This is a genomic window from Mesorhizobium sp. 113-1-2 (assembly GCF_016756475.1).
Lineage (GTDB): Bacteria > Pseudomonadota > Alphaproteobacteria > Rhizobiales > Rhizobiaceae > Mesorhizobium > Mesorhizobium loti_C.
In genome coordinates, this window is record NZ_AP023242.1 from 5697528 (window position 1) to 5710208 (window position 12681).

10 protein-coding genes and 1 tRNA gene are annotated in these 12681 nt (G+C 60.3%); 5 read left to right on the top strand and 6 right to left on the bottom strand.

What is annotated here, in order from left to right; genetic code table 11:
- Positions 1-6 precede the first annotated feature (6 nt).
- The 3 genes from JN279_RS27905 to dapA all read right to left on the bottom strand — a co-directional run bounded on the left by JN279_RS27905 (position 7) and on the right by dapA (position 2190).
- Positions 7-717 (bottom strand): glycoside hydrolase family 25 protein, encoded by a 711-nt coding sequence (locus tag JN279_RS27905; protein WP_096456305.1) that lies wholly within the window; start codon positions 715-717, stop codon positions 7-9.
- Positions 718-803: 86 nt separating this feature from the next.
- Complete coding sequence (gene smpB / locus JN279_RS27910; protein WP_006202221.1) at positions 804-1283, bottom strand: SsrA-binding protein SmpB; 480 nt, start codon at positions 1281-1283, stop codon at positions 804-806.
- Between the two features lie 25 nt (positions 1284-1308).
- Complete coding sequence (dapA, locus tag JN279_RS27915; protein ID WP_096456303.1) at positions 1309-2190, bottom strand: 4-hydroxy-tetrahydrodipicolinate synthase; 882 nt, start codon at positions 2188-2190, stop codon at positions 1309-1311.
- 350 nt (positions 2191-2540) lie between these two features.
- On the opposite strand from dapA, the gene JN279_RS27920 reads away from it, so the two are divergent.
- Together JN279_RS27920 and JN279_RS27925 are read left to right on the top strand one after the other, a co-directional pair.
- A complete protein-coding gene (locus JN279_RS27920) occupies positions 2541-4571 on the top strand; it encodes a lytic transglycosylase domain-containing protein (RefSeq protein ID WP_096456301.1) in 2031 nt (676 codons plus the stop codon).
- A gap of 243 nt (positions 4572-4814) precedes the next feature.
- Positions 4815-5699, top strand: a complete 885-nt coding sequence (locus JN279_RS27925; protein ID WP_096456299.1) for an alpha/beta fold hydrolase — start codon at positions 4815-4817, stop codon at positions 5697-5699.
- Positions 5700-5929: 230 nt separating this feature from the next.
- Here the strand turns inward: JN279_RS27925 and JN279_RS27930 are convergent, their stop codons facing one another.
- Together JN279_RS27930 and JN279_RS27935 are read right to left on the bottom strand one after the other, a co-directional pair.
- Positions 5930-6958 (bottom strand): tyrosine-type recombinase/integrase, encoded by a 1029-nt coding sequence (locus JN279_RS27930; RefSeq protein ID WP_446720428.1) that lies wholly within the window; start codon positions 6956-6958, stop codon positions 5930-5932.
- Positions 6959-7247: 289 nt separating this feature from the next.
- Positions 7248-8435 carry a porin gene (locus JN279_RS27935; RefSeq protein ID WP_096456296.1) on the bottom strand — a complete coding sequence of 396 codons (1188 nt, stop codon included), beginning with the start codon at positions 8433-8435 and terminating at the stop codon, positions 7248-7250.
- A gap of 450 nt (positions 8436-8885) precedes the next feature.
- On the opposite strand from JN279_RS27935, the gene JN279_RS27940 reads away from it, so the two are divergent.
- The 3 genes from JN279_RS27940 (at position 8886) to JN279_RS27950 (ending at position 10600) form a co-directional block, all read left to right on the top strand.
- A tRNA-Ser gene (locus tag JN279_RS27940) sits at positions 8886-8976 on the top strand.
- A 93-nt stretch (positions 8977-9069) separates the two neighbouring features.
- Positions 9070-9321 (top strand): GIY-YIG nuclease family protein, encoded by a 252-nt coding sequence (locus JN279_RS27945; RefSeq protein WP_096456294.1) that lies wholly within the window; start codon positions 9070-9072, stop codon positions 9319-9321.
- A 97-nt stretch (positions 9322-9418) separates the two neighbouring features.
- Positions 9419-10600, top strand: a complete 1182-nt coding sequence (locus tag JN279_RS27950) for a porin (protein WP_096456292.1) — start codon at positions 9419-9421, stop codon at positions 10598-10600.
- Between the two features lie 376 nt (positions 10601-10976).
- Here JN279_RS27950 and JN279_RS27955 read toward each other — a convergent pair whose 3' ends face one another.
- On the bottom strand, positions 10977-12659 hold the full coding sequence (locus tag JN279_RS27955; protein ID WP_202350777.1) for a tetratricopeptide repeat-containing sulfotransferase family protein: 1683 nt from the start codon (positions 12657-12659) through the stop codon (positions 10977-10979).
- Between the last annotated feature and the right edge of the window lie 22 nt (positions 12660-12681).

Here is a 12681-nt window from a genome sequence, read left to right on the forward strand (position 1 = left end):
AAGACTTCAATGCGCTGACGCAAGCAGCGCCGCCAATTTCTCCGGCCCGCCCTGCAAAACGTTGAGGTCGACGTCACCCACAATACCGTCCACGCGCCCCCTGTTGTGGTATTGCCAATAGACCCAGTCGTGGCGGTCCGGTTCCATGAGCAGTGAGCGAAGCCAGAGTGGGCGAGCGGCGATCTGCCCGGCATAGGCGGCCTCGGCTTCATCGGTCAGATAGACGATCGCCGTCTTGCCGAACGCCGCCTCGACAGGTCCAAGGAAAGCCTGAAGTTCGGCATTCAACTGTTCGGGCGATGGACGTTGCGGACAATTGCCGCCGAACTCGATGTCGACGACCGGCGGCAGCAAGGGCTGATCGTGCGGCACGACCGAGATGAAATTCTTCGCCTGGTCGGCGCCGGGCCGGCAGAAGGTGAAGAAATGGTAGGCGCCGACGGCGATGCCGGCCGCGCGGGCCTCACGCAGATTGGTGGCAAAGGTGCGATCGACATGATCGCCGCCCTCGGTCGCCTTGATGACGGCGAAGGCGACATCGTCGGCGGCAACGCGGCGCCAGTCGATCTGGCCCTGATGATGGGAAACGTCGATGCCCCTGACCGGATATTTGGTACGGTCGGGAGAATAGGTGTGGAAGTAGATGAAGCCACCGGCCACGGCCAGCGCTGCAAAAACCAAAGTGACTGATCCCCAGAGGATGATCCGGTTCTTCAAGGCTGCCCCCTCTGGCATCTGCCGACCGCGCTTGCACGAAACTTGAAAGCCAAGCAGGCTTTTCTAGGGCTACCGCCAGATGTCTCTCACCCACGCTCCTTCAAGAGTCGGCCCTTCTCGCGCGACCAGTCGCGCTGCTTCTCGGTTTCGCGCTTGTCGTGCAGTTTCTTGCCGCGCCCGACAGCGAGCAAGAGCTTGGCACGCCCTTGATCGTTGAAATAGATTTTCAGCGGCACCAAGGTCATGCCTTCGCGGTCGACGCTCTGCGACAGCTTGGCCATCTCGCGCTTGTTAAGCAGGAGTTTGCGGCGTCGCCTGGGCTCGTGGTTGAAGCGATTGGCCTGCAGATACTCCGGCAGATAGGAATTGATCAGCCAGATCTCGCCGCCCTCGACCGAGGCATAGCTGTCCTGGATATTGGCCTGCCCCTGGCGCAGCGATTTGACCTCGGTGCCGGTCAGCACCAAGCCGGCCTCGATCGTGTCGAGAACCTCATAGGAAAACCGTGCCTTGCGGTTTTCCGCAACGGTCTTGTTGTTGGGATCGGCTTTTCTGACTTGATTCATGATGCGGAGAGGTGGCGCCTCATCCCTAATTAATCAAGCCGGCATGCTTCATCGCCGCATCGATCTTCGCCGCTGTCGCTTCCTCGACCGTGACCAGCGGCGACCGCAGCACATTCTCGACCTTACCCAGCTTCGACAGCGCGTATTTGGCGCCGGAAACACCGGGCTCGAGGAAGATCGCCTTGTGCAGTGGCAAGAGACGATCCTGCAATTCCAGCGCCTTCGCGCTGTCGCCGGAGAGCGTGGCTTCCTGGAACTCGGCGCACAGCCGCGGTGCGACATTCGACGTCACCGAGATGCAGCCCACACCGCCATGGGCGTTGAAGCCGAGAGCCGAGGCATCCTCGCCGGAAAGCTGAATGAAATCCTTGCCGCAGGTCATGCGTTGCTCGGAAACGCGTTCGACCTTGCCCGTTGCGTCCTTGACGCCGACGATGTTCTTGAAGTCGTGCGCCAGCCGGCCCATCGTCTCCGGCATCATGTCGATCACCGAGCGCGGCGGGATGTTATAGATGATGATCGGCAGCTTGGTCGCCCTGGCGACGGCGGCGAAATGCTCGTAGAGGCCGCGCTGCGTCGGCTTGTTGTAATAGGGGGTGACGACCAGGGCGGCATCGGCGCCGGCCTTTTCGGCGTATTGCACGAGGCCGACGGCTTCCGCGGTGTTGTTGGAACCGGCGCCGGCGACGACCGGAGCGCGGCCCTTGGCCACCTCGATGCAGACCTTGACGACATGGCGGTGCTCATCGTGCGACAGCGTCGGCGACTCGCCGGTCGTGCCCACGGGAACCAAGCCGGTGGTGCCTTCTCCGAGCTGCCATTCGACAAACGCGCGAAAGGCTTTCTCGTCGAAACGCCCGCTCTTTTCGAACGGTGTCACGAGCGCAGTAAGCGAGCCTCTCAGCATGTCGTCCAACTCCTTGGGACTTGTTTGTCTATGCATGTCGTTGTCCCAAAACCGGTATCCACTTTTGGGCGACATGCATCTTTGGTTTATGCACGCCGTTGTCCCAAAACCGGTATCCACTTTTGGGCGACATGCATCGGTGTTTTCGTCGTGCGCGCCTTCTAACCGAAAGCGAGGCGGCGCACCATAGTCTCGACATGGTTGCGCGGCAAGCATTGCCATGGTGCCAGCAAGCGCAATTCGAACAGCCTCGATAACTCTTTGTTTACGAGCCCTTCACGACCTAAGTTTAGGCTTCGAGGCATCTTCGCCTGCTGGTAAAATGCTGGATCAGGGAAAGACACGAGATCATGCCGACCCGTCGGCCCCACCTCTTCGCGCTGCTTGGCGCCATCGCCGCGCTGATGCCCGGCGTGGCGATCAGCGGCAGCGTCGATGCGCGGGTCACCTCGGCGATCCCGATGCCGAGCCCGCAGGACAATGCGCAGCAGGCCCCCTCGCCCAGCATTGCGCTGTTGAAAAGCGGGCTGGACGCACTGGCCGCCGGAGACATTCCTACCGCCCGTGGCGTGCGTGACGCGCTTCCCGCCCAATCGCTCGACCAGCACATACTGGCCTGGGCGATCGCGCTTTACGGCGGCGACAAGGTTCCGAGCGGTGACATTGCCGCCGCCGCGAAGATGCTGCCCAACTGGCCAGGCACAATTGCCTTGCGCAAGAACAGCGAGCGGGCGCTCTACAGAGAAAACCCCGCTCCCGACATCGTCATTGCGGCATTCGACGGCAGCCAGCCGCAGACATTCGAAGGCGTCATGGTTCTCGCCCGCGCCTATGTGGCGACGGGCAACGTCAAGGCGGCGCGCTCGGTGCTGTCGCCGTTCTGGCGCACCACGATCCTGGAAGCCAAGGACGAGACGGCGCTGATCAAGGAATTCGGCAGTCTGATCCCTGCCGCCGACCACCGTTTTCGCATGGATCGTATGTTCTATGCCGACCGGGTGAATTCCGCGTTGCGCATTGCCGGCCTTGCCGGCGCCCAGCAGTTTGCCGAGGCCTGGGCCGCGGCCGACAGAGGCGACAAGAATGCGCTGAAACTGCTGAAGGCGGTCCCGGCGGCCCAGCGTTCTGCCGGCTACTTCTTCGCGCAGGCCGAATATCTGCGCAAGCAGGATGACTTTGCCGGCGCCGCGGCCGTCGTCATGAAGGCGCCGACGGACCGCGAGGCTCTGGTCGATCCGGATGCCTGGTGGGTTGAGCGCCGGGTGCTGTCGCGCGAACTGGTCGACGAGGGCGACATGAAGACGGCGTACAGGATTGTCGCCACGCATGCCGCCGAAAGTGCCGCCAATGCGGCCGAAGCCGAGTTCCATGCAGGCTGGTATGCGCTGCGAGGCCTGAATGATCCCAAGCTTGCCGCGACGCATTTTGCGCGCATCGCCGACCTTGCCCAGGGGCCGATGACCCTGTCGCGCGCCTATTACTGGCTTGGCCGGGCGGCGGAAGTCGGCGGCCCGGGCAATGCCAAGGACTATTTTGGGCGCGCCGCCACTTACGGCACGACTTTCTATGGCCAGCTCGCCGCCGAACGTGTCGGAAGGCAGGCGCTCAACATCGTCTATCCCACGCCAAGTGCCGCCGACCGGCAGAATTTTGCCGGCCGCGAGGCTGTCAGCGCCATCAAGCGGCTGCAGGAGGCAGGCTACGACCGCTATGCGGAAACGCTCTACCGCGACCTTGCCGGGCAGTTGACCAGCCCGGGCGAACTGGCGCTGCTCGCTGTCCTTGCCGAGAAGCAGGACAACCATTTTATGGCGCTGAAGGTCGGCAAGATCGCCGGCGCGCGCGGTATCGACGTCGGTGCGCTGTCGCACCCACTCGGCGTCATCCCTGATTCGGCCAATATTTCCGGCTCGGGCAAGGCGCTGGCCTATGCGATCGCCCGGCAAGAGAGCGAATTCAACATCGGTGCCGTATCCAGTGCCGGCGCGCGCGGGCTGCTGCAGCTGATGCCGGGCACCGCCAAACAACTGGCGAAGAAGGCCGGATTGCAGTTCTCGCAGGCACGGCTGACCACCGATGCCGGCTATAATGCGACACTCGGTTCAGCCTTCCTCGGCGAGCAGCTCGACCGCTTCAACGGTTCCTATGTACTGACCTTCGCCGGCTACAATGCCGGCCCCAATAGGGCCAGCCAGTGGGTGGCGAAATACGGCGACCCGCGCGGCAAGGACATCGATGCGGTGGTGGACTGGATCGAGCGGATTCCCTACACGGAAACAAGAAGTTACGTACAGCGCGTGATGGAGAATTACGAGGTCTACAAGATGCGTATTTCCGGCAAATACGACATCGTCGGCGACTTGGTGAACGGACGCAGCTGAGGTTCTTTCCTTCTCCCCTTATGGGGGAAGGTGGCCTCGCGAAGCGAGGCCGGATGAGGGGTGCTCCAGGGAACGCCAACGTCTCAACCGTCTCGGCGCTGCGCCGATCCACTGCCCTGGGCGAGTCACGCGCCTCGCCCGCGCTTCTGGCCCCACAAAGGGGGAGAAGGGAAGGCCTTCATTTGACGCTCCCCGCCCTCGCCTGTAGCAGTCAGAGAAGCAGCGAGAAGGTGGCGTGTCCAGATGTCGAGCACTGAAGGTTTTTCCGACTTCTTCTATGCCGCGCCAGACGGGCTGAGACTTCACGCGCGCGTCTATGGCGAAGCGAATTCCGGACACTGGCCGGTCGTCTGCCTGCCTGGCCTGACCCGCAACGTACGGGATTTTCATGAGCTTGCACTGTATCTTTCGACGCGATCCCCGGTAACGCGCAAGGTGGTTGCCTTCGACTATCGCGGACGCGGACAGTCGGCCCACGATCCCGATGTCAGCCACTACAATGTCGGCGTCGAGGCTGGCGACATCCTTGCCGGACTGGCCGCACTCGGCATCGAGGAGGCGGCTTTCATCGGCACCTCGCGCGGCGGACTGATCATCCATGTGCTTGGCGCGCTGCGGCCGGCCGCGCTGAAAGCCATTGTTCTCAACGATATCGGGCCGGCGATCGAGCCGGCCGGTCTCGCCCACATCCAGTCCTATCTCGAACGCGCGCCGAAGCCGAAAACCTTCACCGAGGCGGTGGATGCCCAACGCAGCGTTCACGGCAAGGATTTTCCCGTGCTCACCGACGCCGACTGGACGCGGATGGTGGGGGCGCTCTACCGCGAGACGGATCAAGGGCTGTTGCCGGATTTTGACCCGAAACTGGTCGACACGGTCGCTGGTCTCGACCTGTCGCAGCCGTTGCCGGCTTTGTGGCCGCAGTTCGACGCGCTGGCCGCCATTCCCTTGCTCACTATCCGCGGAGCCAATTCGAAACTGCTGTCCGCGGACACCATGCGGCAGATGCGAGAGCGCCATCCGGCGATGGAAACGATCACGGTCGACGACCAAGGTCACGCGCCATTCCTCGAAACCGGCAGCCTGCCCGGCGATATAGCGACCTTCCTTGATCGGGCTGAACGCTAGAGCGCGCCGCGTCTGAACGGATTCATGCCACGCGCTTTAGGTCTTTGTTCTATGCATGTCGTTCTCGCAAACCGAGGCCAATTTTGGGTGACATGCATTGGAGCTGGAGCATGATATCGTCCGACAACCGCTTCATACTTTTCGGCATCATGCTCTAGACCAAACAAAGTAAACCCCAAGACCAGATCCGATCCTGGGGTCATCATGACAATATATGCAGGCCAGCGGAACTATTTGGCCTTCGAGCTTTTTCCGGACGCTTTGGCCGGCTTCGCCGCGCCCGCCTCGCCTGTCTGGCCCCGCTTTGGCGCCGAAGGCGCGGTCAGCGGGGACGAGAAGGCCGAGCTTTCATCACCACGCGACGCATCTTCGCTTCGCGGCGTTTCCAGCACCACGACACAGCCATCGAGATCGTTGGTGGCCAGATGGGCGTAGCGCATGGTCATCGACAGGGTCTGGTGACCAAGCCACATCTGCACGCGCCTGATGTCGATACCGCCCTGGACAAGGCGCGAGGCGCAGGTGTGGCGCAGTATGTGCGGCACGACCTGATCGTCGGCGCCAAGGCCAACTTCGGCTTTCGCCTCGTTCCAGATCGCACGGAACTGTGCCTGGCTCAATTTGGTGAACGGGCCTTTGGGCCGGCGGCCTTCGGTCGGAGGCAGCTTGATGACCTCCTTGACCCGCTCGGTCATCGGAATGGTGCGGCTGCGGCCGGATTTGGTAATCCAGAAGGAGACGCGATGTTCCTGGATGTCGTTCCAGATCAGCCCGAGCGCCTCGCCGAGACGGCATCCGGTGTCGACCAGGAAGACGGAAAGCCTGTAGGCATCCTCGCTGCGGGTCCTGATGGCAGCGAACAACCTTGCCTCTTCCTCCCTCTCGAGGAAGCGAATCCGTCCCGCCCGCTCCTTCTGGCGGCGGAACTCGGGCAGGCTGTGGATATCTCCCATCTTGTAAGCCTTGCGCAGCAGTTTGCTCAGGGCAGCCATCTTTCGATTGATGGTTGCGTTGCTGTTGCCGCGCTGGCGCAAGGTGCCGATAAGGTTATCCAGGGTACTCTGGTCGACGGCGCTGAAACGCTCCCCAAGGAGGATCTCGTCTATTTCGCCGATGAAAGAGCTGACATTGTATTTATGCCGCCCATCATCCCACAGTATATCCCGGTAAGCTGAAAAAAGCTCTCCGACCCTGTACGACTTTACTTCTCTTATCTTGTTGTAGGTGTACTTGATCTTTGAGTTCTGAGAAGAAAACATCGAAAACGGATCCGGGGGGCTACCCTCTTGAATCGCTTCGTTGGTCATAACTGATCACACCCCCGAGTGGATAGATCAGCCCTACCCGCTTGGAAGCGTCCTTTCAAGAGATTTTAATCACGCGGTTGTGATCCCATCCGCCCATCAACGGATCCCACGACATCATCCCGCGGATCTATTCAGCTACCGATTCCCCCTGTTCCTTCTGTTGCGTTGACCCAGTCACGAAACAAAAACAGCCCGGGCGTTTGCGCGCCCGGGCTGGATTTCACCTGTAAAAAACCAGCCCTTAGAAGGAGCGCTGGAAGCGGAGCATGCCGCCGACGCTGTTCTTCTTGGTGCCACCGGTCCAGTTGTAATTGTTTCCGGTCCCGTCAAAAGCGTCGTCAAACCTGCCTGCATGCACGTAGTCGACTTCGGCTGTGACAGTGAGGCCGGGAACGACGTCATAAGCGACATTCGCCGCAATGCCGAGGTTCTTCCAATCGTCGTACGAGGCTTGCAGATTGAACGAGGTCTTCTCGTTGAACTTGTAGGTGCCGCCGCCCCACACCGCCCAGTTGCCGCCCCACGGCTTGTAGAAGCCGCGATCGCCAGCCGGATCATGAATGGTGTTATCATCGAGCTTGCCGTCGCTGCCGTAGCCGCCCATGATGAACAGCGACAGTTCGTTGGAGACGTTGACGTCCAAGCGGACCTTGCCGGACACCGATTCATAGTTGCTGTCGTAAGCAACGACGCCCGTGATCGCACCCCAGCCCTGCGTCCACTTCACACCGCCGACGACGTGCGGAACATAGCTGTCGATCGTGCCGACGCCATAGAAGCTCCCGTACTTCTGGTTGCCACCACCCGAACCTTCTTCGAGCGAGACTATGGCCGAGAAACCGTTGCCGGCGTCGAAGGTGTAGCTGATCAGGTTGGTGTCGAAGCCGCCGTAGGGGACGAGCGTGTCGTTGATGACGTTGCCGGCGTAGCCGATGAACGTGTCGAAGGCCGATTCGTCCTTACCAACGCGGAGACCACCGAGCTGGATCCAGGCGAAGTTCAGCGAGACAGTGTCGGCGTTGCCAGCGGCGTTCGGATCTCCATCGCCATTGTGGTTTTGGAAGTTGAAGCGGGTCTCGGTGTAGGTCTTCAAGGTGCCGAGCTCGGTTTCCTGGCCGGTCCAGGTCTTCAGCGCGAAGCGAGCATGCTTGAAATAGGTGCCCTGGTCCTTGCCGTCGACGACGTCGTGGCTGCGAGCACCATCGAACGATCCAATGTCACCGACGCCGATGTCGTAACGGATGTAGCCGCCGATGCGCAGGCAGGTTTCGGTGCCGGGGATGTAGAAGTAGCCAGCGCCGTAGACGTCGCAGATCTTGACGTATTCAGCGGGTTCCGGCTCGGCGACGACAACGGCGTCGGCGGCGCGCGCACCGGAAACTGCGATCAGGGCCGCAGCGGAGCCGAGAAGAAGGCTCTTGATGTTCATTTTCTGACCTCCAGTCAAAAGTTAAAAAACGGGTCTGGGTATTCTTTGCTGAAGGACAGCGTTCCCTGCCCCATCCCCACTACCGAAAAAGATGCGCACCGCGCCGCTCCTTCGAATTCGACATTACCCATGAGGCGGCGGCGTTCAACCACGATCGTACCGGCGAAAGGGCTGTTCGGCTGCTATCCCCCAGCGTTGTTGCACAAATGACACGATTTGGCCTCACTCAGAAAGCTCTCGTTAACCATTGGCCCCGCCGGAACCGCTTATTTCCAGCCGAATCCGGCAATCGGCCGACGGAATCATGGCAAGGCTGCGAGTCACCGGCCCGGGAATTGCCGCAGAACCGCCGCAGCTGGGAAAGCCGCGGTTCGGTGCGCTGTTATTTTTCCATATAATGACGCGGGCTTGTTGATTGTGCCGGCGCTTTTCTTTATCCAGCGGCGCAACGGAGAGGTGGCCGAGTGGTCGAAGGCGCTCCCCTGCTAAGGGAGTAGAGGTCAAAAGCTTCTCGTGGGTTCGAATCCCATCCTCTCCGCCACCCTACGCCCCTCGGGCTTCGGGTGGCAGGCCACCCGAAGCCGCATTTGGGCGTGAGGTGTCGCCCGAAGCTACGAAGTAGCGCAGGGGGACTATGTGGTACGTTTATTTCCTGCAGCTCCATAATGGTGACGTCTATGTCGGGTCGACAAACGACCTTCGACGCCGGTTCGAATCACATCAGTCGGGCTATGTGACTTCGACCAAGGCTCATCTGCCTGTCGCCTTGAAGACGTATATCGCGGTCGAAACCGAGGCCAATGCACGGCAGCTCGAGCAGTATTTCAAGACCGGATCGGGCAAGGCTTTTGCGAGCAAGCGATTTTGGCGAACTGAGCCCCACTGACGGCCCGTGACGCTATCTATCTGAGATAAAACGAAAAACGGCCATTCGATCTGCTTTTCGCTGACCTCCACTCTCGATTCTGACTGGAGGTCAGAAAATGAACATCAAGAGCCTTCTTCTCGGCTCCGCTGCGGCCCTGATCGCAGTTTCCGGTGCGCGCGCCGCCGACGCCGTCGTCGTCGCCGAGCCGGAACCCGCTGAATACGTCAAGATTTGCGACGTCTACGGCGCTGGCTACTTCTACATCCCCGGCACCGAAACCTGCCTGCGCATCGGCGGCTATGTCCGTTACGATGCCGCCGGCGGCGATATCGGCTCGTTCGATGGTGCTCGCACTGGTGACGTGACGAGCGGCAAGGACCAGGGCACCTGGTTCAAGAACACCCGCTTCACGCTGAAGACCTGGACCGGCCAGGAAACCGAGCTCGGCACGTTGAAGACCTACACCGAAATGCGCATGAATTTCGGTAATCATAACGCTGATGACGATGTCAATTCCGCCGGCAACAAGAGCTTCGACTTGCACTTCGCCTGGGTGCAGCTCGGCGGTCTTCGCGTTGGTCTCGACGAATCGGCGTTCGATACGTTCATCGGCTACGCCGGCAACGTCATCAACGATACGCTGGTTCCTTACGGCGATTTCCAGACGAACGAGATCCAGTATTACTTCGACGCCGGCAATGGTTTCTCGGCAGTGGTCTCGCTGGAAGAAGGTGCGGGCGGCGGCACTCCTGACTTCTACGGTGTAGGCACGATTGATAGCTATGTTCCGCATGTCGTCGGCGGCGTGAAGTGGACGCAGGGCTGGGGCGGCATCAGCGGCGTCGTTGCTTATGACAGCAACTATGAGTCGGTGGCCGGCAAGATTCGCTTGGACGTCAACGTCTCCAACGAACTGTCGCTGTTCGTCATCGGTGGTTACGGCTCTGACGGCAAGCTCAATGATGTTAATCGCGATAGCGGCGGTTTCATCGTTGGTAGCCCCGCCGGCGGCCGCGGCTTCTACAAACAGTGGGGCGGCAATTGGGCGTTCTGGGCCGGCGGCACCTACAAGTTCAACGAGAAGACCTCGTTCAATCTCCAGGTGTCGGGTGATCAGTGGAAGAATTACGGGGTCGCGGCGAACGTTGCCTACACTCTCGTTCCGGGCTTCACGGTCACCGGCGAAGTTGACTACCTTCACGACGGCAAGTTCGACGAGGCCGACAACTCGAACTGGACCGGCGCCACCAAGAAGAACAGCGTCGGCGGTATCATCCGCTTCCAGCGCGACTTCTAAAACCAGATATTTCTGGGGAGACAGGAGAACCCGGCGGGCGACCGCCGGGTTCCTCTTTTTGTTTTGATGCATACCGTTGTTCCAGCGCCGTTGCGCACTTTGGGCGACATCGTTGGGCAGAGCGACACGAAGCGGAGCGAGGCCCCAAGGGTCCATGCATGACTTTTGCCGAGGAGTGCGGTGGAGCAAGTTCTGCACTGTGGCGGCGCTCTCAGGTCACGGCAAGGATCCTCGGATCAAGCCAGGTCCAGCCCGAAGGATGACTGCGGCGCACTGGCGTCGCATTGGCGATTCTACCAAGCGCCGAAGCGTGTCGCGATCTCTGAGATTCGCTTCTGCGCCTAGCTCTTTGACATGCCTTGGCCTGTGAAACTGGTCAAACGTCGGCGAGGTCGCCCAACGCTTCAATCAAAGGCTGGATCTCACTTTCGTAATTCTTCCAGCGCTTCATGGACGATTTGTAGATCGGCTGACGGACCTGCCAGCGGCTGGGCGTGGTGACCGCCCCTTCCCTGTCGAAGAAACGAAGGCACGCGTCATCCCAGGGAAGCCCGAGATAATCGATGAGCCGGCGCGATTGTGCCTCTTGATCCTCTACAAGTGTCTCATAGCGATTTTCAAAGATACGACCCGGGAAAACCTCGCTCCAGTGCCGCATCAAGCGGTCATATTCCCGATAATAGAGGCCCAGTGCCCGCAGGTCTGTATTGTAGCTGTGTGCCGAACCGAAAGGCAGGACAAAGCACGACACGCAATTGTCGATGGCATCGCGGCGGCAGTGAATGATGCGGGCATTGGGAAAGAGCAGGGTGAGAAGGCCGATCAATTCGAAATTGTGCGGCATCTTGTCGACGATGCGCTGTGCGGTTGGAGCGCGCTCCCTCAAATAAGATAGGTGCTCTTCGGCCAACGTCCTGGACAAGCTTTCAGTGACCGTCATGACCGGCTTTTTCAAATCGGAAGCCGAGGGTCGCAGACCGATCGCGTTGGCTACCCGACTCAGTTTGCTGAGCTCTCCGGCGCCATGGACCTCCGGATGACTGGCGCATATCTGTTCGGTAAGCGTTGTGCCGGAACGCGGCATCCCGACCACGAATACAGGGGCTTCCGAAGGATTGCCGTAGCCGGACCTTTCTGCAAAGAAGTCCGCCGTGAAGGTCTCGATCGATGCGTCAATGAAGCGGCGGTACTGGTCTATGTCGAATCTATAGCCTTCGGCCTGCTTCGCCTTCTTGAAATGGTCGAAGGCTTCCGCATAGCGCTTGAGGTCGTTTTCCACCTTACCGGCGGCGTAGTTGAGACTCGCTTTCGTCTCCGGCTTAATTCCCGGACTCTCCAACTCGCGCAGGATCGACTGGAGTTCGGCCGGCTCCTCGGTGAATTTTCGGGTCTGCACAAGGTCGTAATAGGCCGCCCCTACGTCGACGCGGCGTTCGATCGCCTCCTTAAGAAAGACGCCGGCCTCGTCCATGCGCCCAAGACCAGTGAGCGCAGCAGCCATGCCGATCCGCGCCTTGGGGTGATTACGGTTAATCTTCAGCGCCTTCTCATAAAGCGGCAAGGCCAGGTCGGGTTTGTCGTACTGGGTATAAACAAGCCCCAAGGCACACAGGGCTTCGATAAGGTCGGGCCGCACTTCCAAGGCGTATTGGATATGATTTACGGCAACTGAAAATTCACTCAGCTTCCCATAGGCCTCGCCGAGGCTAAGATGGTAGTAGGGATTTCTAGGCTCCTCAGCGATCGCACGTCCGAAATAGCGCAAAGCCGCTTCGTCGTCGTAGCCCAGATAAACGGTGCCCATGATGTAGAGAGCCAGCGGATGATACGGCGTGCGCGTCAGCACCTCGAGGCATAAGTCCTGGGCCTCGGCCAGCCGCTTGGCCTGTTGATGTTCATACGCCTGCACCAGCAATTGTTCATCAGCCCGCGCACGCGCGTCATTGGCCGCGCGCTCGAGTGGTTTTGCTACTGTCGGATTTGCTTGAGGCAAGCGCGGCTTCGGCGCGGGACCAGACTTGAGGTGTTTTGCCCAGGCGGGTGGCAGACGGTTGTTCATTGAATCTTGCTAGCAAAAAGCC

Excerpts from the sequence above, each read along its gene's own strand:
- dapA (WP_096456303.1), bottom strand. The coding sequence starts at position 2,190 with ATGCTGAGAGGCTCGCTTACTGCGCTCGTGACACCGTTCGAAAAGAGC.
- JN279_RS27930 (WP_446720428.1), bottom strand. The coding sequence starts at position 6,958 with ATGTTTTCTTCTCAGAACTCAAAGATCAAGTACACCTACAACAAGATA.
- JN279_RS27945 (WP_096456294.1), top strand. The coding sequence starts at position 9,070 with ATGTGGTACGTTTATTTCCTGCAGCTCCATAATGGTGACGTCTATGTC.
- JN279_RS27950 (WP_096456292.1), top strand. The coding sequence starts at position 9,419 with ATGAACATCAAGAGCCTTCTTCTCGGCTCCGCTGCGGCCCTGATCGCA.
- JN279_RS27920 (WP_096456301.1), top strand. The coding sequence starts at position 2,541 with ATGCCGACCCGTCGGCCCCACCTCTTCGCGCTGCTTGGCGCCATCGCC.
- smpB (WP_006202221.1), bottom strand. The coding sequence starts at position 1,283 with ATGAATCAAGTCAGAAAAGCCGATCCCAACAACAAGACCGTTGCGGAA.
- JN279_RS27955 (WP_202350777.1), bottom strand. The coding sequence starts at position 12,659 with ATGAACAACCGTCTGCCACCCGCCTGGGCAAAACACCTCAAGTCTGGT.
- JN279_RS27935 (WP_096456296.1), bottom strand. The coding sequence starts at position 8,435 with ATGAACATCAAGAGCCTTCTTCTCGGCTCCGCTGCGGCCCTGATCGCA.
- JN279_RS27925 (WP_096456299.1), top strand. The coding sequence starts at position 4,815 with ATGTCGAGCACTGAAGGTTTTTCCGACTTCTTCTATGCCGCGCCAGAC.